At 68.9% G+C, this 25,419-nt stretch carries 27 protein-coding genes; 8 read left to right on the forward strand and 19 right to left on the reverse strand.

Annotated elements, in window-relative coordinates; all coding sequences use genetic code 11:
- Positions 1 to 32 precede the first annotated feature (32 nt).
- The gene (locus tag ABQJ56_RS04305) at positions 33 to 1,151 is read right to left on the reverse strand and encodes an aldo/keto reductase (protein WP_367843754.1); all 1,119 of its coding nucleotides are present in this window, start codon (positions 1,149 to 1,151) and stop codon (positions 33 to 35) included.
- Positions 1,152 to 1,264: 113 nt separating this feature from the next.
- Here ABQJ56_RS04305 and ABQJ56_RS04310 point away from each other — a divergent pair, with 113 nt between their 5' ends.
- The gene (locus ABQJ56_RS04310) at positions 1,265 to 2,230 is read left to right on the forward strand and encodes a LysR family transcriptional regulator (RefSeq protein ID WP_367843755.1); all 966 of its coding nucleotides are present in this window, start codon (positions 1,265 to 1,267) and stop codon (positions 2,228 to 2,230) included.
- Here ABQJ56_RS04310 and ABQJ56_RS04315 read toward each other — a convergent pair.
- Complete coding sequence (locus tag ABQJ56_RS04315) at positions 2,221 to 2,496, reverse strand: hypothetical protein (RefSeq protein ID WP_367843756.1); 276 nt, start codon at positions 2,494 to 2,496, stop codon at positions 2,221 to 2,223. The genes ABQJ56_RS04310 and ABQJ56_RS04315 overlap by 10 nt on opposite strands.
- 8 nt (positions 2,497 to 2,504) lie before the next feature.
- Positions 2,505 to 3,443 carry a formimidoylglutamase gene (hutG, locus tag ABQJ56_RS04320; protein WP_367843757.1) on the reverse strand — a complete coding sequence of 313 codons (939 nt, stop codon included), beginning with the start codon at positions 3,441 to 3,443 and terminating at the stop codon, positions 2,505 to 2,507.
- A gap of 104 nt (positions 3,444 to 3,547) precedes the next feature.
- On the opposite strand from hutG, the gene ABQJ56_RS04325 reads away from it, so the two are divergent.
- From ABQJ56_RS04325 to hutI, 3 genes are read left to right on the forward strand one after another with little or no spacing between them, the layout of a single operon-like run.
- On the forward strand, positions 3,548 to 5,113 hold the full coding sequence (locus ABQJ56_RS04325) for a GNAT family N-acetyltransferase (protein ID WP_367843758.1): 1,566 nt from the start codon (positions 3,548 to 3,550) through the stop codon (positions 5,111 to 5,113).
- A 33-nt stretch (positions 5,114 to 5,146) separates the two neighbouring features.
- Complete coding sequence (locus ABQJ56_RS04330; RefSeq protein WP_367843759.1) at positions 5,147 to 6,595, forward strand: chloride channel protein; 1,449 nt, start codon at positions 5,147 to 5,149, stop codon at positions 6,593 to 6,595.
- The gene (hutI, locus tag ABQJ56_RS04335) at positions 6,592 to 7,809 is read left to right on the forward strand and encodes an imidazolonepropionase (RefSeq protein WP_367843760.1); all 1,218 of its coding nucleotides are present in this window, start codon (positions 6,592 to 6,594) and stop codon (positions 7,807 to 7,809) included. The genes ABQJ56_RS04330 and hutI overlap by 4 nt, the downstream gene beginning before the upstream one ends.
- 64 nt (positions 7,810 to 7,873) lie before the next feature.
- Here hutI and lpxK read toward each other — a convergent pair whose 3' ends face one another.
- From lpxK to ABQJ56_RS04405, 14 genes are all read right to left on the reverse strand, one after another.
- The gene (lpxK, locus tag ABQJ56_RS04340; RefSeq protein WP_367843761.1) at positions 7,874 to 8,851 is read right to left on the reverse strand and encodes a tetraacyldisaccharide 4'-kinase; all 978 of its coding nucleotides are present in this window, start codon (positions 8,849 to 8,851) and stop codon (positions 7,874 to 7,876) included.
- A gap of 7 nt (positions 8,852 to 8,858) precedes the next feature.
- On the reverse strand, positions 8,859 to 10,637 hold the full coding sequence (gene msbA / locus ABQJ56_RS04345; RefSeq protein ID WP_367843762.1) for a lipid A export permease/ATP-binding protein MsbA: 1,779 nt from the start codon (positions 10,635 to 10,637) through the stop codon (positions 8,859 to 8,861).
- Positions 10,634 to 11,065 carry an ExbD/TolR family protein gene (locus ABQJ56_RS04350; protein ID WP_367843763.1) on the reverse strand — a complete coding sequence of 144 codons (432 nt, stop codon included), beginning with the start codon at positions 11,063 to 11,065 and terminating at the stop codon, positions 10,634 to 10,636. Before ABQJ56_RS04350 ends, msbA begins: the two co-directional genes overlap by 4 nt.
- A gap of 5 nt (positions 11,066 to 11,070) precedes the next feature.
- Positions 11,071 to 11,739 carry a MotA/TolQ/ExbB proton channel family protein gene (locus ABQJ56_RS04355; protein ID WP_367843764.1) on the reverse strand — a complete coding sequence of 223 codons (669 nt, stop codon included), beginning with the start codon at positions 11,737 to 11,739 and terminating at the stop codon, positions 11,071 to 11,073.
- 96 nt (positions 11,740 to 11,835) lie between these two features.
- Complete coding sequence (locus tag ABQJ56_RS04360; protein ID WP_367843765.1) at positions 11,836 to 14,154, reverse strand: DNA internalization-related competence protein ComEC/Rec2; 2,319 nt, start codon at positions 14,152 to 14,154, stop codon at positions 11,836 to 11,838.
- Positions 14,155 to 14,237: 83 nt separating this feature from the next.
- Complete coding sequence (gene lolD, locus ABQJ56_RS04365; protein ID WP_367843766.1) at positions 14,238 to 14,951, reverse strand: lipoprotein-releasing ABC transporter ATP-binding protein LolD; 714 nt, start codon at positions 14,949 to 14,951, stop codon at positions 14,238 to 14,240.
- Positions 14,944 to 16,185, reverse strand: a complete 1,242-nt coding sequence (locus ABQJ56_RS04370; RefSeq protein WP_367843767.1) for a lipoprotein-releasing ABC transporter permease subunit — start codon at positions 16,183 to 16,185, stop codon at positions 14,944 to 14,946. The genes lolD and ABQJ56_RS04370 overlap by 8 nt, the downstream gene beginning before the upstream one ends.
- 106 nt (positions 16,186 to 16,291) lie before the next feature.
- Positions 16,292 to 16,729, reverse strand: a complete 438-nt coding sequence (locus ABQJ56_RS04375) for a hypothetical protein (protein ID WP_367843768.1) — start codon at positions 16,727 to 16,729, stop codon at positions 16,292 to 16,294.
- Complete coding sequence (locus tag ABQJ56_RS04380; RefSeq protein WP_367843769.1) at positions 16,701 to 16,943, reverse strand: FAD assembly factor SdhE; 243 nt, start codon at positions 16,941 to 16,943, stop codon at positions 16,701 to 16,703. Before ABQJ56_RS04380 ends, ABQJ56_RS04375 begins: the two co-directional genes overlap by 29 nt.
- Positions 16,944 to 17,110: 167 nt before the next feature.
- Positions 17,111 to 17,890, reverse strand: a complete 780-nt coding sequence (locus tag ABQJ56_RS04385; RefSeq protein ID WP_367843770.1) for a succinate dehydrogenase iron-sulfur subunit — start codon at positions 17,888 to 17,890, stop codon at positions 17,111 to 17,113.
- Positions 17,891 to 17,987: 97 nt separating this feature from the next.
- Positions 17,988 to 19,775, reverse strand: a complete 1,788-nt coding sequence (gene sdhA, locus ABQJ56_RS04390; RefSeq protein WP_367843771.1) for a succinate dehydrogenase flavoprotein subunit — start codon at positions 19,773 to 19,775, stop codon at positions 17,988 to 17,990.
- Positions 19,776 to 19,780: 5 nt separating this feature from the next.
- Positions 19,781 to 20,176: a succinate dehydrogenase, hydrophobic membrane anchor protein gene (gene sdhD / locus ABQJ56_RS04395; protein WP_367843772.1), complete on the reverse strand. Its 396-nt coding sequence runs from the start codon at positions 20,174 to 20,176 to the stop codon at positions 19,781 to 19,783.
- Positions 20,173 to 20,568: a succinate dehydrogenase, cytochrome b556 subunit gene (gene sdhC / locus ABQJ56_RS04400; protein ID WP_367843773.1), complete on the reverse strand. Its 396-nt coding sequence runs from the start codon at positions 20,566 to 20,568 to the stop codon at positions 20,173 to 20,175. Before sdhC ends, sdhD begins: the two co-directional genes overlap by 4 nt.
- Before the next feature lie 85 nt (positions 20,569 to 20,653).
- Positions 20,654 to 20,818, reverse strand: a complete 165-nt coding sequence (locus ABQJ56_RS04405) for a DUF1674 domain-containing protein (RefSeq protein ID WP_367843774.1) — start codon at positions 20,816 to 20,818, stop codon at positions 20,654 to 20,656.
- A gap of 134 nt (positions 20,819 to 20,952) precedes the next feature.
- Here ABQJ56_RS04405 and ygfZ point away from each other — a divergent pair, with 134 nt between their 5' ends.
- Positions 20,953 to 21,756, forward strand: coding sequence for a CAF17-like 4Fe-4S cluster assembly/insertion protein YgfZ (gene ygfZ / locus ABQJ56_RS04410; RefSeq protein WP_367843775.1), 804 nt, complete (start codon positions 20,953 to 20,955; stop codon positions 21,754 to 21,756).
- Positions 21,757 to 22,222: 466 nt separating this feature from the next.
- Positions 22,223 to 22,657, forward strand: coding sequence for a cell wall hydrolase (locus ABQJ56_RS04415; RefSeq protein WP_367843776.1), 435 nt, complete (start codon positions 22,223 to 22,225; stop codon positions 22,655 to 22,657).
- A gap of 65 nt (positions 22,658 to 22,722) precedes the next feature.
- Here ABQJ56_RS04415 and ABQJ56_RS04420 read toward each other — a convergent pair whose 3' ends face one another.
- Both ABQJ56_RS04420 and ABQJ56_RS04425 read right to left on the reverse strand, forming a co-directional pair.
- The gene (locus ABQJ56_RS04420) at positions 22,723 to 23,190 is read right to left on the reverse strand and encodes an outer membrane lipoprotein (RefSeq protein WP_367843777.1); all 468 of its coding nucleotides are present in this window, start codon (positions 23,188 to 23,190) and stop codon (positions 22,723 to 22,725) included.
- A gap of 35 nt (positions 23,191 to 23,225) precedes the next feature.
- Positions 23,226 to 23,846 (reverse strand): glycine zipper 2TM domain-containing protein, encoded by a 621-nt coding sequence (locus ABQJ56_RS04425; RefSeq protein ID WP_367843778.1) that lies wholly within the window; start codon positions 23,844 to 23,846, stop codon positions 23,226 to 23,228.
- 190 nt (positions 23,847 to 24,036) lie between these two features.
- On the opposite strand from ABQJ56_RS04425, the gene ABQJ56_RS04430 reads away from it, so the two are divergent.
- Positions 24,037 to 24,816 (forward strand): TatD family hydrolase, encoded by a 780-nt coding sequence (locus ABQJ56_RS04430; RefSeq protein ID WP_367843779.1) that lies wholly within the window; start codon positions 24,037 to 24,039, stop codon positions 24,814 to 24,816.
- Between the two features lie 74 nt (positions 24,817 to 24,890).
- Positions 24,891 to 25,415, forward strand: a complete 525-nt coding sequence (locus tag ABQJ56_RS04435) for a MarR family winged helix-turn-helix transcriptional regulator (protein ID WP_367843780.1) — start codon at positions 24,891 to 24,893, stop codon at positions 25,413 to 25,415.
- Positions 25,416 to 25,419: the final 4 nt, after the last annotated feature.

Below are 25,419 nucleotides of genomic sequence, written 5' to 3' on the forward strand. Positions count from 1 at the left end.
GGGCAAATGATGCTGGCGGTCGCGGCGGGACATCAGCGTGCGGCCTGGACCGCGCGCGCGGGCACTGCATCGACGAATACCGGCGGTGCATAGCCGGCCGGCTTGTCGCCCACCGCCACGCCGCCGTGCAGGCGGGTCTGCTGCGCGTCGGCGAACATGTAGTACGGGAACGGGCGCTCCGGCGCGCTGGCCGCATCGAGCCGGGCGCGCAGTTCGGCAGGCAGCTCGAAATCCAGCGCGGCGAGGTTGGCGTCGAGCTGCGCCAGCTTGGTCGCGCCCACGATCACCGAGGCGATGCCCGGCTGCGTGGCGACCCAGTTCAGCGCCACCTGCGCCATCGGCTTGCCGGCCTGCTTCGCCACCTGCTCCAATGCGGCGACGATGCGCCAGTTGCGTTCGGTGAAGCGCTCGAAGCCCGGCGCCGCGGTGACCTTGGCCAGCCTGCCCTCGCCTTCGCCGCCCGCCTCGCCAGGCCGGTACTTGCCCGACAGCAGGCCCATCGCCAGCGGGCTCCACGCGGTGATGCCCATGCCGAGCTGCTGACCCAGCGGAACGAACTCGTGCTCGATGTGGCGCTCGGCCAGCGAGTATTCCAGCTGCAGGTTGACCAGCGGCGACAAGGCATGCGCCTCGGCGAAGGTCTGCGCCCGCGCGGCATACCAGGCCGGCGCGTCGGACAGGCCGGCATGGCGGATCTTGCCGGCGCGCACCAGGTCGTCCAGCGTGCGCACCACCTCCTCGGCCGGGGTGACGCGGTCCCAGGTGTGCAGCAGGTAGAGGTCGATGTAGTCGGTGCGCAGGCGGCGCAGCGAACCCTCCACCGCGCGCAGGATGTTCTTGCGCCCGTTGCCGCCGGCGTTCGGATTGCCCGGCTGGGCGTTGTAGCTGAACTTGGTGGCGAGCACCACGCGGTCGCGCGCGCCGGCCTGTTCGATGAACTTGCCCAGCATCGTCTCGCTGGTGCCCTCGGTGTAGAGATCGGCGGTGTCGATGAAGTTGCCGCCGGCGTCGAGGTAGCGGTCGAACATCGCGCGGGCGGTGTCTTCCGCCGCGCCCCAGCCCCAGTCGTCGCCGAAGGTCATGGTGCCGAGCGAGAGGCGGCTGACGCGCAGGCCGGAACGGCCCAGGGTGTAGTACTTGTCGAGCGACATGGCGAACTCCCGCGGTGGTGGACGGGGTGCAGTCTGCGCCTTGCGATTGCCGCGAAAAACCGCCAGCATCTTCATGCTGTTTGAAGTGTGGCTAATCAATCCGGGAGCCTGCCATGCGCGACGACTACGCCCTGCGCGCCTTCCGCGCCATCGCCGGGCACGGCAGCTTCACCCGTGCCGCGGCGGCGCTGGACGTCACCGCCTCGGCGTTGAGCCAGACCCTGCGCCAGCTGGAGACCCAGCTCGGCACGCGCCTGCTCCACCGCACCACGCGGCGCGTGGGCCTCACCGAGGCGGGCCACGAGCTGCTGCAGCGGATCGCGCCCGCGCTGAACGAACTGGATGCGGCGATGGACGCGCTGCGCCAGCACGGCGACCGTCCCGCCGGCCTGTTGCGGCTGACCGTGCCGGACGTGGTGGCGATCGCCCTGCTCGATCCGCTGCTGGGCGAATTCATGGCGCGCTGGCCGGACGTGAAGCTGGACATCCACGTCGACAACGGCCTCAGCGACCTGATCGCCGAGGGCTTCGACGCCGGCATCCGCCTCGGCGAACGCCTGCAGCGCGACATGGTGGCGGTGCCGGTGAGCGGACCGATGCGTTCGGTGGTGGTCGGCTCGCCCGACTATTTCGCGCGGCACGGCCGGCCGAAGCAGCCGCGCGAGCTGGAATCACACGACTGCATCAATTTCCGCCTGGTCAGCAGCCGCGCCATCTACCGCTGGGAGTTCGCGCACAAGAACGGCCCGCGCAAGGGCCGCTGGTTCGAGATCGCGGTGAACGGCCGCCTCACCGTCAACCACATTCCGCTGGCCGTGCGTGCCGCGATCGAAGGCGCGGGACTGGCCAGCGTGCTGGAACCGTTCGCGCGCGAGGCACTGGACGACGGCCGGCTGGAAAGCGTGCTGGACGACTGGCTGCCGTCCTTCGACGGTTTCCACCTGTACTACCCCAGCCGCTTCCAGGTACCGCCGAAGCTGCGTGTGTTCATCGACTTCCTGCGCGAACGCAGGCAGGCGGCCGAAGCCGCGCCGGGAGCGCGACGCCTTGCGCGCACCCGGCGCACGCCTCAGCGGTAGCGCCAGTGGCCGCCGACCCACACATGGCCGCCGCCCCAATAGCCAGGCACCCACACGCGTGCCGGGCGGGGCGCCACCATGACGCAGCCGGTCAGTGCAACGGAGCCACCCAGCAGGGCGATGGCGATCAGGCAGGTGGACAGGAAACGACGCATGGCGCACTCCTCGTGGTGGACGTGCTGCTGGAAACGTCCCGCCACGCGTTGCGGTGACGCCTGTCGCGGCGCGGAGCGGCCGGGATTCAGCACGCCCTCAGCCACGGACATGCCATCGTTCAGGCAGCTTGCTGGCGCCTGACTGCATGCGTGACGCGATGGATCAGCCGCGCGGCCACGCGGGCGGTGACGTGGTCGCGGTCGTGCGGTGGCGACAGCTCGGCCACGTCCAGCACCTTCAGCTTGCCGGTGGCGGCGATCGCGTCGAGCAGCGGCTCGACCACTTCCAGCGGCACGCCACGTGCGCTGGGAGCGCTGACGCCGGGCGCCACCGCATGCGGCAAGGCATCGAGGCAGATGGTCTGGTAGACCACGTCGACGCGCGCCAGCCTCGCCTGCAGTTCCGCGATGCGTGCAGGCAGGTCGAGCAGGCCCAGTTCGTCGTCGCGCACATGGTGCACGCCGAGTTCCCCTGCGGTGTCGAACAGCACGCGCGTGTTCGCCGAGGCGCTGATGCCGTAGACGCAGTAGTCCAGCGGCAGGCCCAGCGCCCGCGCGTGTTCGATGGCCTGCAGGAACGGCGTGCCGGAGCTGCCGCGATCCTGCCGGCGCAGGTCGAAATGCGCGTCGATGTTGACGATGGCCACGCGCGGACGGCGCGGGCCCAGGTGCTTCGCCAGGCCCTGATAAGTGGCGAACGCGATCTCGTGTCCGCCACCCAGGCCCACCGGCAGGTGGCCGGCGTCGAGCAGCGCGGCCAACCGTTCGGCATAGCGCTGCTGCGCGCCTTCGAGGTCGCCGTCGGCCACCTCGACGGTGCCCGCGTCGTACAGCGGCGTGTCGTCCAGCAGCGGCAGGTTGGAGAGCATCGCGCGCAAGGCGGCGGGACCTTCCGCCGCACCCACCCTCCCGCCGTTGCGGCGCACGCCCTCGTCGCTGGCGAAACCCAGCACCGCCACGCCGGGGGCGGCGCCGGCCACGGGCTCGCGCACCCACTGGTGCCAGCGCCGCGTGGCGGGGCCTTCCGGCAGGTCGACCCGACCGCTCCAGCCGTTCATCGCTTCACCTGCCGCGGGTGGCGCATGCGCATGTTCGTGTCCATCCGGACATTGTAGCCGGCACGCTCGCATCCGCTTCACCGCAGCCATCGCAGCATGCGCGCATGGCAAGGAAAACCGGCGAACGCATTCCGAAATTGCGCTTGCGCCTGGCCGCGCCCGCCGACGTGCCGGCGCTGGCCGAACTCACCGCGCGCGTCTACACGCCGGAAAACGGCTATTCGGCGGAAATGCTGCGCTCCCAGCAGACGCACTTCCCGCAGGGCCAGTTCGTGGTGGAGTACGAGGGCAAGGTGGTGGGCTACTGCGCCACCTTCCGCATCGACGAGGCCACCGCGCTGGCGCCGCACACCTGGGTCCAGATCACCGCCAACGGCATGGCCTCGCGCCACAAGCCCGACGGCAACTGGCTGTACGGCATCGAGGTGGTGGTGCATCCCGACTATCGCCGCATGCGCATCGGCCAGCGCCTGTACCAGGCGCGCAAGCGGCTGTGCATGGACCTGAAGCTGCGCGGCATCGTGTTCGGCGGGCGCATCCCGGGGCTGGCGCGCAACATCCAGCGCTGCGGCAGCGCCGAGGCCTACGTGCAGGCGGTGCAGGAAGGCCGCCGCCGCGACCTCACGCTGAGCTTCCAGCTGGCCAACGATTTCGAGGTGATCGGCCTGCTGCGCAACTACGTGCCCTCGGACCACGATTCGCTGGGCTGGGCGGTGCACCTGGTGTGGCGCAACCCGTTGCTGCTCGACCAGCCGGACATTCCCTCGACCACCTCTGCGCGCCAGCTGCCCACCACGGTGCGCGTGGCCTCGGTGCAATACCTGCAGCGGCGCATCGCCTCGTTCGGGGAGTTCGCCACCCAGGTCGAGTACTTCACCGACATCGCCGCCGACTACAACGCGGACTTCGTGGTATTCCCCGAACTGATCACGCTGCAGCTGCTGTCGATCGAGAACACCGAGCTGCCGGCCACCGAGACGATCCGCAAGCTCAGCCAGTACACGCCGCAGGTGAAGGAGCTGTTCGGCCGGTTGGCCGTGCACTACAACATCAACATCATCGCCGGCACCCACCCCACCGAGCAGGCCAACGGCGACATCCACAACGTCTGCTACGTGTGCCTGCGGGACGGCTCGATCCACGAGCGCGAGAAGCTGCATCCCACGCCCAGCGAGCGCATCACCTGGAACGTCTCGGGCGGCGACAGCGCCGCCACGGTGCAGACCGACTGCGGCCCGGTCGGCGTGATGATCTGCTACGACAGCGAGTTCCCCGAGGTGGCGCGGCACCTGGTGGACCAGGGCGCGCTGATCCTGTTCGTGCCGTTCTGCACCGACGTGCGCGAGGGCTACCTGCGCGTGCGCTATTGCGCGCAGGCGCGTGCGGTGGAAAACCAGTGCTACGTGGTGCTGTCCGGCAACGTGGGCAACCTGCCCGGCGTCAACAACTTCGACATCCAGTACGGGCAGAGCTGCATCCTCACGCCCAGCGACTTCCCGTTCGCGCGCGACGGCATCGCCGCCGATTCCACCCCGAACAGCGAGACCGTGCTGTTCGCCGACCTGCACCTGGAAAGCCTGGCCAGCGCCCGCAACGCCGGTGCGGTGCAGAACCTCAAGGACCGCCGATTCGACCTGTACGAGACACGCTGGTTGCCGAAACCGAGCTGACGGAGCGGCCGCGCGCTCTGCGATAATCGCGGGATGACCGCGCCGAAACCGCCACCGGAATCATCCAACCCGCGCCTGCAGGCCGTGCTGGGCCACGAATTCTTCGCGCCGCACCAGTGGAAACGCCGCATCGCGCTGTGGAGCGGCGCGGTGCTGGTGGCGCTGGCGGCCATCGTGTTCGCCAAGGCCAGCACCTGGGCATACCAGCTGTTCCTGCGCATCCTGGCGCATGGCGTGTGGATACCGCTGATCCTCACGCCGCTGGTGTTCGGCCTGCTGTCGTGGGCCACCGAAGGGCGGCTGCGTGCCGCGCGCGGCAGCGGCATCCCGCAGGCCATCGCCACCCTGCACGTGGAAGACGAAGGTTTCCGCGCGCGCATGCTGGCGCTGCCGGTGGCGGTGAGCAAGATGGCGATGACCCTGCTCGCGCTCTGCGTGGGCGCCTCGATCGGCCGCGAGGGGCCTACCGTGCATGTGGGTGCGGGGCTGTTCTATTCGCTGGGCCGGCGCTTCGGCTTCACCGATGCGAAGGCGATCTCGCGCTTCATCCTCGCCGGCGGCGCCGCCGGCATTGCCGCCGCCTTCAACACGCCGCTGGCCGGAGTGATCTTCGCGATCGAGGAACTGGCCGGCACCTTCGAGCACCGCTTCAGCGGCCTGCTGCTCACCGCCGTGTTCGTGGGCGGCGTGGTGTCGCTGGGCATCATGGGCAACTACTCGTATTTCGGCGAGGTGCAGACCGATCTGCCGCTGGGCCATGCCTGGCTGGCGGTGCTGCTCTGCGGCGTGATCTGCGGCCTGCTGGGCGGCCTGTTCGCGCGGCTGATCCTGCTCAGCCGCCGCGGCCCGCTGGCACTGCTCGGGCGACTGCGCTCGCGCAACCCCGTGCTGTTCGCCACCGGCTGCGGCCTGGCGCTGGCGGTGATCGGCGTGCTCTCGCACGGCAGCGTGTACGGCACCGGCTATGACCAGGCCCGTGCCTTCGTGCAGGAGGCGGCGACCACGCCCGGCGAGAGTTTCGGCATCGCCAAGCTCGCCGCCAACGTGGTGTCGTACTGGGCCGGCATCCCCGGCGGCATCTTCTCGCCGGCGCTGGCGGTGGGCGCGGGCCTCGGCCACAACATCGCGCACTTCCTGCCGCACGCCCCGGCCGCGGCGGTGGTGTTGCTGGGCATGAGCGCCTATCTGTCCGGCGTCACCGGCGCGCCGCTCACCTCGGCGGTGATCGCGATGGAACTGACCGACAACCAGGCGATGGTGATACCGATCATGGCCGCCTGCCTGCTCGCGCGCGCGGCCGCGTCGATCTTCAGCCCCACGCCGGTGTACAAGGATTTCGCCGAACGCATGGTGCGCGATTTCGAGCAGCAGCAGGCCATGCGCGCGGCCGCCGCGGCACCGCCTCCCGCCACCGGCGCCACCAGTGCCTATGCCGAGCCTGCCATGCCGGCGGACGCCGCCACGGAGAAACCGGAACCATGAGCGCCCGCCGCTGGGACCTGCTGCTGACCCGCGCCACGCTGGCCAGCTTCGCCGGTGACGCGCCATCCGGATTGATCGGGGACGGCGCGCTGGCCTGCGTCGACGGGCGCATCGCCTGGATCGGGTCGATGCGCGACCTGCCCGCCGACGCGCTGGCCACGCACGTCGAGGATCTCGGCGGCGCGCTGCTCACGCCGGGCCTGGTCGACTGCCACACCCATCTGGTGTTCGGCGGCAACCGCGCCAACGAATTCGACATGCGCCTCAACGGCGCCAGCTACGAGACCATCGCCAGCGCCGGCGGCGGCATCGTCTCCAGCGTGCGCGCCACCCGCGCAACGAGCGAGGACGAACTGTTCGCCCAGTCGCTGCCGCGCGCCCGCGCCCTGCTCGCCGACGGCGTGACCACGCTGGAGATCAAGTCCGGCTACGGGCTGGACCTCGAAGCCGAACGCCGCATGCTGCGCGTGGCACGGCGCATCGGCGAGTCGCTGGGCATCAGCGTGCGCACCGGCTTCCTCGGCCTGCACGCGCTGCCGCCGGAATACCGGGAGCGCCGCGACGACTACGTGGCGCTGGTGTGCGACACGATGCTGCCCGCACTCGCGGACGAAGGCCTGGTCGATGCGGTGGATGCGTTCTGCGAACGCATCGCCTTCACGCCCGCCGAAACGCGCCGCCTGTTCGAGCGTGCCACGCAGCTCGGCCTGCCGGTGAAGCTGCACGCGGAACAACTCTCCGACCAGGGCGGGGCGGCACTGGTGGCAGGTTTCGACGGCCTTTCCGCCGATCACCTGGAGCACCTCGGCGAAGCGGGCATCGCCGCGATGGCGCAGGCCGGCACCGTGGCCGTGCTGCTGCCCGGCGCGTTCTACGCGCTGCGCGAGACGCAGCTGCCGCCGGTGGCGGCGCTGCGCGCGCACGGCGTGCCCATCGCCATCGCCACCGACTGCAACCCCGGCACCTCGCCCCTGCTCTCGCTGCGGCTGGCCGCGAACCTGGCCTGCACGCTGTTCCGGCTTACGCCGGAGGAAGCCTTGCGCGGCGTCACCGTCAACGCGGCGCGCGCACTGGGCCTGGCCGACCGCGGCACGCTGGCCGTGGGCCAGCGCGCCGATCTGGTGGCGTGGCACGCGAAGCAGCCTGCCGAGCTGTGCTACTGGATCGGCGGCTCGCTGGTACGGCAGATCTGGCTCGACGGCCGTCCCTTGTAGAAGCGGCTTCAGCCGCGACGCCGCGGTGCGGATTGTGGTGGAGGCATCGCGGCTGAAGCCCCTCCTACGCGCGCGTGGACAGGCGCGCGATCACCGCATCGACCAGCGCCGCGGGCAGTTCGGCACGCACCGGCACGCGCCACCACTGCGGCTGGGCGAAGCCGCGGCACTTCACTGCATCCTTGTCGGTCATCAGCACCGGCAGGTCGTCGCCGAAGTCCAGTTCGGCGGCGGCGAAGGCGTGGTGGTCGGGAAACGCATGCTCGATCACGTCGATGCCGGCATCGCGCAGGCTGGCGAAAAAGCGCGCGGGATTGCCGATGGCCGCCACCGCGTGCACACGCCGGCCCGCGAAAGCCGGCAGCGGTTGCCGCCGTACGCCATCGAGCGTCACCACGTCGCCACCCGCAAGCTGCATGGGGTACTCGTCAACCTGCGGCGTGCCACCGTTGCACACGCGCAAGTCCACCCGCGCCAAGCGGCGCAGCGGTTCGCGCAGCGGGCCGGCGGGCAACAGTCGGCCGTTGCCGAAACGGCGCGCACCGTCGATCACACAGATCTCCACGTCGCGCGCGAGCCGGTAGTGCTGCAGGCCGTCGTCGGCGATCACCACGTTGCAGCCGCTCGCTGCCAGCAGTTGCGCTGCCGCAGGCCGGTCGCGCCCGATCGCCACCGGCACGCCGCAGGCGACCATCAGGCAGGGCTCGTCGCCCACTTCGGATGGATCGGGCGTTTCGCCCAGCAGCATCGGCTCGCGCTGCCTGCCGCCATGGCCGCGACTCGCCACGCCGGGGCGGAAGCCGCGCGCGCGCAACGCCGCCACCAGCGCGATGGCGAGCGGCGTCTTGCCGGTTCCACCCGCCGTGAGGTTGCCGATCACGATGACCGGCACGGGCAGGCGCACGCTGCGCAGCGCGCCGGCGCGGTACAACCCCCGACGCAATGCGGTGAGCGCGCCGTACAGCCCGGCCAGCGGCCATGTCCACCACGGGCTGCGGCCGTTGCCGTACCAGGCTGATTCGAGCGTTTCGGCGAGCGCCATGTGCGCCTCAGTCGGCGCCTAGTCTGGCGTCATGGAACTGCATGCGGTGCAGCGCGGCGTAATGGCCGCCCAGCGCCAGCAGCTCGGCGTGGGTGCCGCGCTCCACGATGCGGCCCTGCTCCATCACCGCGATCTGGTCGGCGCCCTCGATGGTGGAGAGGCGGTGCGCGATCACCAGGGTGGTGCGGTCGCGCATCAGCTGCTGCAGCGCCTGCTGGATCAGCCGCTCCGATTCGGTGTCCAGCGCGCTGGTGGCCTCGTCCAGCACCAGGATAGGCGCGTTCTTGAGGATGGCGCGGGCGATCGCGATGCGCTGGCGCTGGCCGCCGGAGAGCTGGTTGCCGCTTTCGCCGATGTGGCTGTGGATGCCCTTGGGCAGGCGCGCGATGAACTCCATCGCGTTGGCCGCCTCCGCCGCGGCCACGATCTCGGCCTCGCTGGCGCCGGCCAACTCGCCGTAGGCGATGTTGTTGGCGACGGTATCGTCGAACAGCACCACGCTCTGTCCCACCCAGGCGATCTGCCGGCGCAGCGAGGCGAGCGTGTAGTCCTGGTAGTCCTCGCCGTCCAGCACGATGCGGCCGCCGCTGGGTTCGTTGAAGCGCGGCAACAGGCTGACCAGGCTGCTCTTGCCACTGCCGGAACGACCCACCAGGGCGGTGACCGTGCCCGGCGCGCAGTGCAGGTCCACGCCGCGCAACGCCTCGAACTCGTTGCGCGCATAGGTGAGTCGCACGTCCTCGAAACGCAGGTCGCCCTTCGTGCGCCCCAGCTCACGGACGCCATGGTCGGTCTCGGGCGGCAGGTCGATGATCTCGAACAGATCCTCCGCCGCCGACATGCCGCGCTGGATGTTGGCCTGCACGTTGGTCAGCCGCTTGAGCGACGGCAGCATCGTGCCCATCGCGGTGAGCACGGCGAAGAACACGCCCGGCGACATCTGGTTCAGTACCTGCGGCCGGGTGCCCAGGAACACCAGCACCGCCAGCGCGAAGGCTGCCACCAGTTGGATGGTGGAACTGGATGCGGCATTGGTCGCGGCGATTTTCAGGTTGAGGCGACGGGTATGCCGGGTCACTTCGTCAAAGCGGCCGGCTTCGTGCGCCTGCCCCCCGTAGATGCGCACCTCGCGGTTGGCGCCGACCGCCTCCTCCACCGTGCCGGTGACCGAACCCATCGTCCCCTGGATGCGGCGGCTGATCTGCCGGTAGCGCCGGCTCACCACGGTGGCGACCAAGGCGATCGCCGGCACCATCACCAGCAGGGAAAGCGTGAGGTAGGCGCTGGTGCTCAGCATCACGTAGAACATGAAGACCACGGTGAGCCCGTCGGTCACCCCGATCTTCGCCGCGTCGCTGGAGGCCGAGGCCACCTGCTCGCTGGTGTAGGTGATACGCGAGATCTGCTGGCCCGAAGGTTCGCTGCCGAAATACGCCGCCGGCAGGCGCAGGTAGGATGCAAACACGTCGCTCTGGATCGCCTGCACCACATGCCGGCCGATGTAGGACATGCCGTAGCTGCTGACGAACGTGCCGCAGGAGCGGAGGAAGAAGATGCCGATGATCCAGATCGGCATCCAGAAGATCAGGTAGGGATCCTTCTGCACGAACAGATTGTCGATCATCGGCTTGAGCAGCTTGGTGAAAGCCGCCAGGCCGCCGCCATCCAGGATCATGCCGACCAGCGCGACCAGGCCCACCGCCCAATAGCGTTTGCTGTATCCGAGCAGGCGCTTGTAGACGCGCCAGGTCTGCACGTCCCAGATCGCGGTCCTGCCGCCGCTCATTGCGCCTCGCCCGGCTTGGTCGGCGTGGTGGCGATCGACAGGCGGGTGAAGCCGAGCTGGCCCAGCGCATCCATCGCGGTCACCACGCTCTGGTGCGAGGACACCGCGTCGGCGCGGATCGTCACCGGGCGGTCGTGGTCGCCGTTCGCGTTGCGCGCTATCACCTGCTTCAGCGCGTCGATGCCCTCGCCCGGCACCGCGTCGCTGCCCACCCAGTAGCGGCCGTCGCGGTCGACCATGATGGTGAGCGCAGGCGCGTTCATGTCGCGGTCCTGCGTGCTGGCATTGGGCAGGGTGACCTGCATGCGCGAGTGCTGGATGAAGGTGCTGGTGAGTACGAAGAACATCAGCAGGGTGAGCAGCACGTCGATCAACGGCACCACGTTGATCTCGAACTCGTCCCGGCGGCGGTCGTTGCCGATGCGCATGCGCTTCAGCCCGCGCCCGGTGTGGCAGGCACGGCCGCGGCACGACGCGCGCGTGCAGGCGCGGCCGTGGGTGCCGTGAGGGTGAGCTCGTCCAGCAGCGCGGTGGCCTGCTTCTCCATCTGCACGCAGTAGCCGGCCACACGCGAGCGGAAGTAGCGATGCAGCACGTAGGCGGGGATCGCCACGGTGAGACCGGAGGCGGTGCAGATCAGCGCCTCGCCGATGCCGCCGGCCATCTTCGCCGGGTCGCCGATGCCGCCGGCCATCACCTGCATGAACATGCGGATCAGGCCGATCACCGTGCCGAACAGGCCCAGCAGCGGGCCGATCAGCGCGATCGTGCCCAGCGTGTTGAGGTAGCGCTCCATCTCGTGCACCACGTGGCGGCCGGTGTCCTCGATGCGCTCCTTGATGATGTCGCGCGACTGCCCGCGCACCGCCAGCGCCGCGGCCAGCAGCTCGCCCAGCGGCGAACCGTTCGACAGCGCCTGCAGATGGTTCGGGTCGAGCTGGCCGGCGCGCGCCCACTGGCGCACTTCCTCGCCCAGCCCCGGCGGCAGCACGGCCTTGCGCCGCAGTGTCCAGCACCGCTCCAGCACGATCGCCAGCGCCACCAGCGAGCACACCAGGATGGGCAGCATCGCCCAACCGCCAGCCATCAGGATATCGAGCACGTTCGTCCCCAGCGGGTGTTCAAAACGGAGAGGCCGCATCATAGCAGCCGGCCCGGCCGGTTCCGTGGCAGGCGTGGCAGTACCTGAACGCCATGGCTACGGCCGCTCGCGCCAGTAGCGCGGATCGCGCAGGCGCCAGCGTGCGCTTGCGCGCGCCGGGGTGCCGGCAGGAAACTCGATGCCGATCGCGCCGCTGTCGGCCGTGTCCAATACCGGCACGCCAGCCTCCGCGTAACGTGCCATCACCTCCGGCTTCGGATGCCCGAAACGGTTGCGCCAGCCCGCCGAGACGATGGCGAACGGTGGCCGCACCGCGGCGATGAAATCCGTTCCGGACGAGGTCTTGCTGCCGTGGTGCGGCACCAGCAGCACCGGCGACGTCTTCCCGCCCAGCGCCGCCGCCACCCGCGGCTCGACCTTCGCCGTGATGTCGCCGGTGAGCAGCAGGCTGCCGCCCTTGCCCTCCACCAGCAGCACGCAGGAGCGGTCGTTGCCCTTGCCGGTCGCGCCGGGTGCCGGATTCAGCACGCGGAAGCGCACGCCGTCCCATTCCCAGGCCTGCCCGGTCAGGCAGGCCGACATCGGCACTGGCATGCGCTCCGGTTCACCGGCATAGCGGCGCGCCTGCGGAAACGCCGTGACCACGGCGGACACACCGCCGGCATGGTCGTTGTCGGCATGGCTCACCATCAACGTGTCCAGCCGGGTGATGCCCAGGGCATGGAGCGCGGGCAGCACCGCCGCCTCGCCCAGGTCGAAGCCCGAGGGATAGCGCGCACCGGTGTCGTACAGCAGGCTGTGTTCGCGGGTGCGCAGCAGCACCGACAAGCCCTGCCCCACGTCCAGCACCCAGGCCTGGAACGCCCCCGCTTCCGGCTTGGCCAGCGGCGGCCACAGCAGCGGCAGGAACAGCAGCAGACCCAGCGCACGCAGCGGCACGCCGCGCGGCAGGAACAGCCACAGTGCCCCCAGCGTGGCCAGCAGCAGTGCCCACGGCGTCAGCTGCGGCAGGTGCCAGTGCGCGCCCGGCCAGGTCGCCATGCGTTCCAGCAGCCACCATTGCGCATGCGCCAGCTGCGCCGCCAGCCGCAGCACCGGCGTGGCCAGCGGCGGGCACAGGCCCAGGCACAACATGCCCAGCAGTGCGCAAGGCACGATCACGAAGCTCACGAACGGCACCGCGACCAGGTTGGACAGCGCGCCCACCAGCGAAGCCTCGCCGAAGAACCACAGCGTCAGCGGCAGCAGCGACACGGTCATCAGCAGTTGCCCCGCACCGAGCTCGTGCAGGAAGGCGCGCAGGCCGCGCCCGCGCGATTGCAGGCACAGCAGCAACAGCGCCACTCCGATGAATGACAGCCAGAACCCCGCGGCCAGCACCGCCAGCGGATCGACGGCGAGGATCGCGATCAAGGCCAGCGCCAGCGATTGCGCACCATGGCCGCCGCGCCGGCCGCAGCGCGCCAGCGCCACCACCGCGATCATCAGCAGGGTACGCACGGTAGGCAGGCCGAAACCGGCCAGCGCGCCGTAGACAGCAGCCACCAGCAACGCACCTGCCGCCTGCGCCTGCACCCGCGGCAAGCGCAGCGCCAGCCCCGGCCACAACAGGTACAGCGCTCCGGCCAGCCACACGCCGAACACCGCCGCCACGCCCACGTGGAAGCCGGAGATCGCGATCAGGTGCGGGATGCCGTTGGCGCGCGCCACTTCCCAGTCGTGCTGGCTCAGTCCGCGCGTGTCACCCACCGAGAACGCCTGCAGCAGCGCCGCGTCATGCGCGTCGCGGACCCGCTCGGCGATGCCCTGCGAGATCGCCGCACGCACGCCATCCACGCACCAGTTGCCTGCCAGCCATGCATTGCCGGGATCCGCGCGCACGTAGCCGGTGGCCACGATGCGATGCTGCAAGGCCATGCGCTCGCCATCCGCCGTGCCGGGGTTGAGCAGCCCGCGCGGCCGCTTCAGCCGCAGCAGCAATCGCCAGCGCCCGCAGGGCCGGAGCGACGGCGCCTCGTCGTACCACGACACCATCATCCGGCCATGCAGGGGCACGGACCCGCCGTCCAGCGTGACGCGTTCGGCGAGGAAGGCGAAGCGCGTGGCGTCCTCGCGCTTCAGCGGCAGCTCGTCGATCTGTCCGGTCACCACGAAGTCGCGGCCTTCCAGGGTGCGCGGCAGGCGCGCATCCATCGCGTGCTTGCCGCACCACATCGCCCACAACACGCCAGCGCAGCAGCACAGCAGCAAGCGCCAACGCGGCCAGCGCCGGAATGCCGCGGCAACCGGCAGCAGGAGCAGCGCGGGACACCAGCGCGGCGGCAAGGCCGGCAACCATTGCACCAGCAGCACGCCAAGCAGCAGCGCCGGTGCCGCCTGCGTTGCGCCAAACGACCTGCCTCGTGGCTGCTCCATGCCCTGCCCGCTCCCGGATCGACCGGGTCGAGGCTAGCGCGTGGCCGGCGCGGCGCCGGACGAAAAACGTGTAGGCGGCGGCCTCAGTCGCGCGGCTTTTCGCGCAACACCCCGCCGTGCAACACCAGGGTGCGATCCATCCGCGCCGCAAGGCGGTGGTCATGGGTGACCAGGACGAAGCTGGTGCCGATCTCGCGATTGAGCTCCAGCATCAGCGCGTAGACCTGGGCCGCGTTGCCCTCGTCGAGGTTGCCGGTGGGCTCGTCGCCCAGCACGCAGGCCGGCCGGGTGACCAGCGCGCGCGCCACCGCGCAGCGCTGGCGCTCGCCACCGGAGAGCTCGGCCGGCTTGTGGTGGGCGCGCGCACCCAGCCCCACCCGTTCCAGCAGCGCACTGGCCTGCTTCTGCGCCTCGGCGATCGCGGTGCCGCGGATCAGCAGCGGCATGCACACGTTCTCCAGCGCGGTGAACTCGGGCAGCAGGTGGTGGAACTGGTAGACGAAGCCCAGCGAACGGTTGCGCACGCGACCGCGCTCGGCGTCGGACAGCCTGGAAAGCTGGCGGCCGTCCACTTCCACTTCGCCGCTGGAGAGCGTGTCCAGGCCGCCCAGGATGTGCAGCAGGGTGCTCTTGCCGGTGCCGGAGGCACCCACGATGGCCATGGTCTCGCCGCGCTTCAGCTCGAAGCTGACGTCGGTGAGCACTTCGGTGCACAGGTCGCCTTCGGCATAGGTCTTGGCCACGCGGTGGGCGCGCAGCACGGGTGCGTTCGACGGCATCGGGTTCTTCTCACTCATAGCGCAGCGCCTGCGCCGGCTGCGTGCGCGAGGCGCGCCACGCGGGATACAGGGTGGCCAGCAGCGAGAACGCGAAGGTGACCAGGGCCACCCAGCCCACGTCGTGCAGTTCCAGCCGGCTGGGCACCTCGCTGATGTAGTACACGTCCGGCGACAGGAACTGCACGTGGAAGACGTGCTCGATCACCTTCACGATGCCCGGCAGCTTCCACGACAGCAGCGAGCCCAGGCCCACGCCGAAGCCGATGCCGACCAGGCCGACCAGCAGGCCCTGCACCATGAACATGCCCATCACGCTGCGCGGCGTGGCGCCCAGCGTGCGCAGGATCGCGATGTCGGCCTGCTTGTCGGTGACCAGCATCATCAGCATGGAGACCAGGTTGATCACCGCCACCAGGATGATCAGCGACAGGATGACGCCCATCACCTTCTTCTCCATCGAGATCGCGGAGAACAGGTTGGCGTTGGTCTGCTCCCAGGTCTGCACCTGGTAGATCTGGCCCAGCTTGTCGGCCAGCTCGTGCGCCACCGGGCGCGCGTTGAACAGGTCGTCCAGCTTCAGGCGGATGCCGCTGGGGCCGCTGAGGCTGTTGAGCTTCTCGGCATCCCGGATGTTGACCAGGGCGAGACCGGAGTCGAACTGCTCCATGCCCATGGCGAACGTGCCCACCACGTGGAAGCCACGCATGCGCGGCACGCCGCCGAACGGGGTGGCGCGGAACTCCGGCACCGCCAGCACCACCTGGTCGCCCACGCTCACGCCGAGCTGGGTGGCCAGGTCCTGGCCCAGCACGATGTTCCAGCTGCCCGGGGTGAGCGCGTCGAGCTTGCCGTGCACCATGTGCTGGCCGATGTCGACCACCTTGGGTTCCAGCGCGGGATCGATGCCGCGCACCATCGCCGCCGCGGGCGCCCGGCCCTGCAGCAGGGCCTGGATCTCCACGTAGGGCGCGGCGCCCTTCACGTGCGGATTCGCCTCGGCGACCTTCAGCGCGCGCGGCCAGTCCTCGATGCTCTCGCCGATGCCGGAAATGGTCGCGTGCGAGATCGCGCCGAGGATGCGCGTCTTCATCTGGTAGTCGAAGCCGTTCATCACCGACATCACCGTGATCAGCGCGATCACGCTGATCGAGATGCAGACGATGGAGACGCCGGAGATGAAGGAGATGAACTGGTTGCGCCGCTTGGCGCGGGTGTAGCGCAGGCCGATGAAAAGTTCTAGCGGTCGGAACATGGGCGGTCGCAGGTGGATGAGTGGGCGGCTCGCCCGCAGAGAGCGGCATTATCCGGCATTCGCACAGACAACGCAGGCGCCGCGAAGTGCCGGGACCGCCGCCGATTCAGATACGGGGAACGGCCGGGCCGGCCTGCACCATGGCCAGCCGCATGCGCAGGCGGCGGCGGATGTCCGCATCGCTGTTGTCCGGCGCCAGCAGCAGCACCTGCTCGCCCAGCGAAGGCGCGTGCAGCCGCAGCAGGATTACCGCACCCAGCACGCGGAACGACGCCAGCATGGCGGGCACGTCGCTGTGATCGGCAAGACGCAGGCTCCAGCCGCCCTCGCCGTTCCAGCCCGCCGCGTGCACCGGCGAGGCCGACCAGCGCCGTACGACGCGGAACACCAGCAGGACGACCAGCGCGGCCAGCGGCAACTTCAGGCCCACCGGCAATCCGCACAGGGCGATGGCGAGTATCGCCAATACCGTCAGCGCCCACAGCAGGCGCGGCAACCAGCGCGAGGGACGGTATTCAAAGCCGATGGCGGGCGCGGATGTCATCGATGATCGCCTGCCAGTCCGCGCGTGGCGCCCTGGCGTAGCCCATCACCCAGTCCCACAGGTCGGGGTCCTGCACGTCGAGCAGTTCGTCGAAGGCTTGCTGCTGCGCTTCATCGGCATGCGGGAAGGCTTCGTCCAGCCAGCCGCCGAACAGGGCGTCGAGCTCGCGCGTGCCGCGGCGGGTGCGCCAGCGCAGGCGGCCGCTCTTATCCATGACCATTGGCGCGCAGCGCCGCGTTTGCTCCCTCTCCCCTTCGGGGAGAGGGTTGGGGAGAGGGGCCAATCTTGCGTCGCTCCATCATCGAAAGCTTTCCTCGATCAACTTTCCCGCGAGCACCCGCCCCCCCACCCTGCCCTCTCCCTGAGGGGAGAGGGAAAACATCAGGCGCGGCGCTCCACCATCAGCTTCTTGACCTCCGCGATCGCCTTGGCCGGGTTCAGGCCCTTCGGGCAGGTGCGCGCGCAGTTCATGATGGTGTGGCAGCGGTACAGCTTGAACGGATCTTCCAGGTCGTCCAGGCGGGCACCGGTGTCCTCGTCGCGGCTGTCCACGATCCAGCGGTAGGCCTGCAGCAGGATCGCCGGGCCGAGGTAGCGGTCGCCGTTCCACCAGTAGCTGGGGCAACTCGTGGAGCAGCAGGCGCACAGGATGCACTCGTACAGGCCGTCGAGCTTCTTGCGGTCTTCCGGCGACTGCAGGCGCTCGCGGTCCGGCGCCGCGCTCTGCGTGCGCAACCACGGCTTGATCGAGGCGAACTGCGCGTAGAAGTGCGTGAGGTCGGGCACCAGGTCCTTCACCACCGGCATGTGCGGCAGCGGGTAGATCTTCACGTCGCCCTTGGCCACCTTGTCGATCGCGCAGATGCAGGCCAGCGTGTTGGTGCCGTCGATGTTCATCGCGCACGAGCCGCAGATGCCCTCGCGGCAGGAGCGGCGCAGGGTCAGCGTGGGATCGATCTCGTTCTTGATCTTCAGCAGCGCGTCCAGGACCATCGGCCCGCACGCGGCCATGTCCACCTCGTAGGTGTCGATGCGCGGGTTCTGGCCGTCATCCGGGTTCCAGCGATAGACGCGGAAGGTGCGCGGCTTCTTCGCGTCCTTCGCCGGCCAGTGCTTGCCCGGCTGGATCTTGGAATTCTTGGGTAGCGAAAACTCTGCCATATGCTGAACCCTTCAATCTTGCATGTAGGAGGGGCTTCAGCCCCGATCACTGCCTGATGCGGATACCGGTCGCGGCTGAAGCCGCTCCTACGGACGATCAATAGACGCGCTTCTTCGGCGGCACCATCTCGACCTCGTCGGTCAAGGTGTACATGTGCACCGGACGGAAGTCGAAGCTGGTCTTGCCGTTCCCGTCCACCTTGACCAGGGTGTGCTTCATCCACTCGGCGTCGTTGCGGTCGGGGAAGTCCTCGCGCGCGTGGGCGCCGCGGCTTTCCGGCCGCTGCTCGGCCGAATGCATGGTGGCCACGGCCTGGTCGAGCAGGTTGGCCAGTTCCAGCGTCTCGATCAGGTCGGAGTTCCACACCAGCGAACGGTCGCTGGTGCGCACCTGCTTGAACGAGGCATGCACGGCGTCGATCTTTGCGCAGCCTTCCTTCAGCGTCTCGCCGGTGCGGAACACCGCGGCGTCGGTCTGCATGGTGCGCTGCATGTCGAGGCGGATCTTCGCGGTGGGCAGCTCGCCGTCGGCATGGCGCAGCCCGTCGAAGCGGGCCAGCGCCTTGTCCAGCGCGCTGGCCGGCAGGTCCTTGTGCGCCGCGCCCGGCTTGATGAGCTCGGCGCAGCGGTGCGACACCGCGCGGCCGAACACCACGAGATCGAGCAGCGAGTTGGAACCGAGGCGGTTCGCTCCGTGCACGGACACGCAGGCCGCCTCGCCGATGGCGAACAGGCCCGGCACCACCGCGTCCACGTCGTCGCCCTTCTTCTGCACCACTTCGCCGTGGTAGTTGGTCGGGATGCCGCCCATGTTGTAGTGCACGGTGGGCAGGATCGGGATCGGCTCCTTGGTGACGTCCACGCCGGCGAAGATGCGCGCCGACTCGGCGATGCCCGGCAGGCGCTCGTGGATCACCTCGGGGCCGAGGTGCATCAGGTTGAGGAAGGCGTGGTCCTTGTGCTCGCCCACGCCGCGACCTTCGCGGATCTCGATGGTGATGGCGCGGCTGACCACGTCGCGCGAGGCCAGGTCCTTCGCGCTCGGTGCGTAGCGCTCCATGAAGCGCTCGCCCTCGGAGTTGGTGAGGTAGCCACCTTCGCCGCGCACGCCCTCGGTGATCAGGCAGCCCGCGCCGTAGATGCCGGTGGGATGGAACTGCACGAACTCCATGTCCTGCAGCGCCAAACCCGCGCGCAGCACCATGCCGCCGCCGTCGCCGGTGCAGGTATGCGCCGAGGTGGCGCTGAAATAGGCACGGCCGTAGCCGCCGGTGGCCAGCACCACGGCCTGGCCACGGAACAGGTGCAGCGTGCCCTCGTTCATGTCCAGCGCCAGCACGCCGCGGCAGACGCCTTCGTCGTCGAAGATCAGGTCGATCGCGAAGTATTCGATGAAGAAGGTGGCGTCGTGCGCCAGCGCCTGCTGGTACAGCGTGTGCAGGATGGCGTGGCCGGTGCGGTCGGCGGCGGCGCAGGTGCGCTGCGCGGTGCCCTTGCCGTAGTGCGTGGTCATGCCGCCGAACGGGCGCTGGTAGATGCGGCCTTCCTCGGTGCGCGAGAACGGCACGCCGTAGTGTTCCAGCTCATAGATCGAGGGAATGGCCTCGCGGCACATGTACTCGATCGCGTCCTGGTCGCCCAGCCAGTCCGAGCCCTTGATGGTGTCGTAGAAGTGGAAGCGCCAGTCATCCTCGCCCATGTTGCCGAGCGCCGCGGCGATGCCGCCCTGCGCCGCCACGGTGTGCGAGCGGGTCGGGAACACCTTGGTGATGCACGCGGTCTTCAGGCCCTTCTCGGCCAGGCCGAAGGTGGCGCGCAGGCCCGCGCCGCCGGCCCCGACCACGATCACGTCGAACTTGTGTTGCTGGATCTTGTAGCTTTCCATCGGACTCAGGCTCCCAGCGCGATGCGCAGAACGGACAGCACGCCCGCGAGCGCGCACAGCACCGCGAGGAACTTGATCGCCACCAGCAGGACAACCTCCTTCCAGCGGGTATGCACGTAGTCTTCGACCACCACCTGCAGGCCGAGCACGGCGTGCCAGAACATGGTGATCACGAACAGGATCAGCAGCAGCGCGTTCCACGGCTTCGCCACCGCGGCCCTGGCCGTGGCGTAGTCGGCATGCAGGAGACAGAGCACCGTGGCCACGAACCACAGGCCGAGCAGGATCAGCGCGGCGGCGGTAACGCGCTGCGTCCACCAGTGGGCCGTGCCCGACTGCGCGGAGCCGAAACCCCGCGCGCGCTTCAACGGATTGCGCAGGTCCTTCGCGTTCGCGCTCATGCGGCACCTCCGGCGGTCAGCACGTAACCCCACACGAGCACCACCAGCACCAGGCTGACGACCACCGACAGCCAGCTCGAGCGTACGAACTGCGGAATGGCATAGCCGGCACCGGTGTCCTGCAGCAGATGGCGGATGCCGTTGCACAGGTGATAGAACAGCGACCAGCTCCAGCCGACCAGCAGGATGATGCCGAGCGGGCTGCCCATGCAGGTCTTGAACTGCTCGAAGGCCGCCTCGCCTGCGGCCAGCGAAAGCAGCCCCCAGACGACGAGCAGCGTGCCCACGGCCAGCGCGATGCCGGTGGCGCGATGCAGGATGGAAGTCATCATCTGCACTTGCCACTTGTAGATCTGTAGATGCGGGGAGAGCGGTCGTCGCGTATCTGCCATGGCGGCTATCCTGAAGTGGAATCGCTGAAGCTGTCTGCCAAACCCAACCGCCTACGCACGACGACGAATGCCGCCACACGACGCATCAGAAATCGATGCAGCGCCCGTTCTTCTCCCAATCACCGTAGCGGGTGGGATCGAGCGCCGGTCGCTCCGCCGTCTTCTCCCCCGCCGGCTGCACGGGCACGGCCTCGGGTTCCGCCGTAGCGGAAGCTGGCCTGGGTTCGGTTGAGCGTGAGGTGTCGGACATGGTCGTTAACAAGCGGCGGAAGGTTAATACTTGCCGCAATGCCGCACAACCTTGACGAACGTCGCGAGCGTTGCGTGTGCTTCGCACCGCGGCGACTTGCGCTCCGGCGCCGTCGACCACATCTTGGTCCGCCTATGCCCACTCCCCGCCACGCCGAAACCCTGCTGATCGAAGGCCCCGATGCGCTCACCTTCGCGCAGGCGCAATTCAGCAGCAACGTCCCGTCGCTTGCCGTCGGGGCATGGCAGTTCAGTGCATGGTTGAATGCGCAGGGCCGTGTGCGCGCCCTGTTCCATCTGGCGCGACTGGACGAGCAGCGCCTGCTGCTGCTGCTGCGCGGCGGCGAGGCAGCAGCACTCGGCGAAGCCCTGCGCCGTTACGTGTTCCGCTCCCGACTCACGCTGCAGACATCGCCGTCGCAAATGCTTGCCACCGGCGACTCGTTGCCGCTGCATGCCGTGCGCATCGAAACCGGCGGCATCGTGCTGGGTTGCGGTTCGCACGGCCTGCGCCTCGCTGCCGATGGTGAAAGCGACGCGGCATGGCAACTGCAGCAGTTGCGCCTCGGCTGGCCCTGGCTGCCCGCATCCGCACTGGACACGTTGCTGCCGCCCGCGCTGTCGCTGCATCGCCTGCAGGCGGTGGCGATCGACAAGGGTTGCTATCCCGGCCAGGAAATCGTCGCGCGGCTGCACTGGCGTGGCGGCCACAAGCGACGCCTGTGCAGCGCGCGCCTGACGCGCAGCGCGACACCGGGCGAAATCCTGCATCGCGACGGCAACGACATCGGCCTGTTGCTCGACGTCATCGTCAACGGCAACGACATCCATGCACTTGCCGTGTTGAACGACGACGTCGCATCGAACAGCGCGGAACACGCCGCATTGCCACTCGACGATGGCCTGACGTTGTACGTGCAACATCGCTGGGAAGACTGAAGCGCACACATCGTCGCAGTTTCGTGAACAGTTGTTCACCTTTGTGGATGTTTTGAGATGAGTGTGCGTTGAATCGGATCGACACGGCACTTGCCGTGAGAAAAATCCGCCGTTAGGCTCCGCCAACCCTTTCATTGCGGCACCCGTCATCCACGGCTGCCGAAGCACGCGACGAACCGGAAGATTCCGTATCGGCGCGACCCGGTGAAGACCACCGGACGGAATGGCCGCCTGAGTGCGGAACAAGTTGCAGGCTACACGGCACGAACGCCGCGCAGCGCCTCGGCAACATCCCTCGATCGGCACCGATGCCGCCGCTCGAACGCCACAATCCCGTGGCATTCGCACAGCCACAAAGTTTCGGCCGTGCGATTCAATCCAGGTGGAACGGCCTGCCCGCCCGTCCACCGCAACGGCGCGTCAGGCAAGTCATTCGTCTGCGCGTACAGCACGTTGGAGGCAGACAATGAAACTTTCCATGTTGTTGTGGCTGACCACGCTGATGCCGCAACCCGTCGCGAACCAGGCCTGCCTGGCGACCACGGTGTACCTGGAAGCACGCAGCCAGCCCACCGTCGGCCAGATGGCCGTCGCCGAAGTGGCGATGCGCCGCCGCGAGCGCGGCCAGTGGGGCAACACGGTATGCCAGGTGGTGATGGCGCCACACCAGTTCGCCACCACCACCACGCCCGGCTCGTTCGAGATCGCGAATGTCCAGGCCTTCCACAAGGCGTGGGAAATCGCCGGGCGCACGATCCACGACTGGCAACTGCCGATAAACCAGCGCCGCATGCTGGTGCCACGTGCCGATCACTTCGCCACTGCGGCCGTGACACCCGCATGGTCGCGCAACAAGACTGGCATCACCATCGGCGACCACACGTTCTATGCCGTGAACTGATGAAGAAAAGGCCCTCTTGCGAGGGCCTTTTCTTTTGGACGTCCAGACGTCTATAAATCCAAGCATCACATCGGCTGGACGCGGCCATCGGCGATCTGCACGTAATCGCCGTTGCGCACTCGCGGATCATCGCGCTGCGTCACCGTGGCGTACTGGCCATTATCCAGGCGCACCACAATACGCCACGCGTTGCCGCCGCCACCGGAGTTCCGGCCGACCTGGTTGCCGACGACGCCACCGGCCACCGCGCCAACCACCGTGGCGGCCGTGCGGCCATCCCCCTTGCCGATGGTGCTGCCGAGCACGCCACCGGCCACCGCGCCGATCACCGCGCCCAGCGTGCCGCCATTCGGATTGCCGCTGTCGATGTACACCGGTCGCACGTCCTGTACCACGCCGCACCCCTGCTGGCAGCGGGCGTAGCCCTGGCGATAACCGGCATTGTCGTAGCCCGGACCGGTGGCGCAGCCCGACAGCACCAACCCGGCCGCAAGCACGACCGCCGGGACAATGCCACGCGTGAACGCATTCATCGCATCGCTCCTCCGAAGGCTGCAGACGCCGGCGATCAGCGGGCGTCGGAAACGGCCGTCACGCCTTCCTGCACCTGCACGCGATTGCCCGGATCGTGATCCATGCGCGTGGTGCGGGTGACGCCGTTGTAAACGTACTGCACGTCGTAGCCGATGATCTTGCCGTCGGTGCCGGCAACCGTGCTGCAACGACGCTCGACCGACTGGGTCACCTGCGGCTTGTGATGCGCATTCTCGATGCGGTTGCCGGCGTAGCCGCCCGCCGCCGCTCCGGCCACCGTGGCCAGGGTATTGCCCTTGCCGCTGCCGACCATGTGGCCAAGCACGCCGCCCGCCACGGCGCCGATCGCGGTACCGGCGATGTTGTGCTGATCCTTCGGCGGCGCCGCATGGCTGACCACCTCGTCGTGGCAGACCTGATGCGCGGCGGTTCCGGACGAGCGCACCGGCGTCACACTGACCACCTGGGCGTACTGCGGACCCGCCGGCTGCGCGGATGCCGGTGCCTGCACCGGTGCAGATGCAGGTGCCGATGCAGGCACCGCCGCCTGCGCACCCTGCGTCCCGGCATCGGCACTGCGATTGCAGGCCGACAAGCCGACAGCCAGCGCTGCAGCAATCCCCACATTGAGTGCATTGACCATCAACCTGTTCATAACCATCCTCCTCTGTCAGTGTCGGGGCCGTCATGCAGGTGCAGCTTGCTCCTGCGCGCGACCCGTCGTGTCATTGAACCTTCACGAATCTGAATACTCGCTAGACCGCCGCCCTACACTAGCTTCACGTTGAGACCACTTCAGCAGGCGCCAACGCTTGGGATCCGGAAACGAGAGACGCATCACGCCCGTGCTTGCCGACAGCCACGCCCATCTTGACGACCATGCCTTCGATGCCGACCGCACCGAAGTGCTGCAGCGGGCACGCGACGCCGGCATCGAGCAACTGGTGATACCGGCCGTGGACGCGGCCAGCTGGGCGCGCATCCGCGAACTGTGCTCGACGCACCCGCGCTCGCTGTTCCCCGCCTATGGCCTGCACCCTCTTTACCTGCACCAGCATGCGCCCGGCGATGTCGACGCCTTGTTGTCATGGTGTGGCGCGAACGCCGCCGTCGCGATCGGCGAGATCGGGCTGGATTTCCACCTCGGCGAACTGGACCCCGCGCTGCAGCGCGACTATTTCGCGCGGCAGCTGGCCGTGGCCCGCGCGCTCGACCTGCCGGTGATCGTGCATGCGCGGCAGGCACTGGAAGAAGTGATCCTCACCTTGCGCCGCCACGCTGGCGTGCGCGGCGTGGTGCACAGTTTCTCCGGCAGCGAGGAGCAGGCGCGTCGGTTGTGGCAGCTCGGCTTCCTGATCGGCATCGGCGGGCCGGTGACCTACGAGCGTGCGCAACGCCTGCGCCGCATCGTGGCGCACATGCCGCTCGAGTTCCTGCTGCTGGAGAGCGACGCTCCCGACCAGCCGGACGCCGGCCACCGCGGCCAGCGCAACGAGCCGGCGCGCGTCGCCGAGGTGCTGCGTTGCGTGGCGGCGCTGCGCGGCAAACCTGAGCATGCCGTGGCCGCCGCCACCGCCGCGAATACCCGCCGGCTGTTCCGCCTGCCCGCTCCCGGACACACCTGAGCCGCCCCTGGCACTTGCACCCCGCGTCCATTCGCGCAAGAATTTAGTTCACCAGTGAAATATGAATTGATGAAATGGCTGATCTGGGCGACTGCATAGCGATGATGGACGAAGGCATCGGGCGGATGCACGAGGTCATTCCGCACCTGCCCGCCGAGCAGGCCACGCTGTGCCGGCTGATGCTGATGGTGGGTGCACGCATGGACGAAGGGCTGGAGGAAACGCTCAAGCCGCACCAGCTCAACCACAGCGAATTCCTCACCCTGATGATCCTGTACAGCCGTCCCGACGGCAGCTCCAGTCCCGGCGAGTTGTGCGAATTCACCTCGCAAGGCAGCACCAACATGACCCGCATCGGCAATGCGCTGGTCAAGCGTGGCCTGATCTCGCGCGGCGCCAGCGCCGAGGATCGCCGCCGCGTGCTGATCCGCATCACCGCCGCCGGCCGTCGCTTCGTACTGAAGATGCTGCCGCCGATGTTCCCCCGCGTGGAGGCGATGTTCGCCGGCTTCAGCGCCACCGACCGGCGCCAGCTCAGCCGCCTGCTGCGCAAGCTCGCCAAGAACCTCGACCAGCTCGACGCGGACGACGCGTCGTGAAGGA

The organism is Rhodanobacter geophilus (assembly GCF_040812275.1).
In the GTDB taxonomy this organism is placed as follows: Bacteria; Pseudomonadota; Gammaproteobacteria; order Xanthomonadales; family Rhodanobacteraceae; genus Rhodanobacter_A; species Rhodanobacter_A geophilus.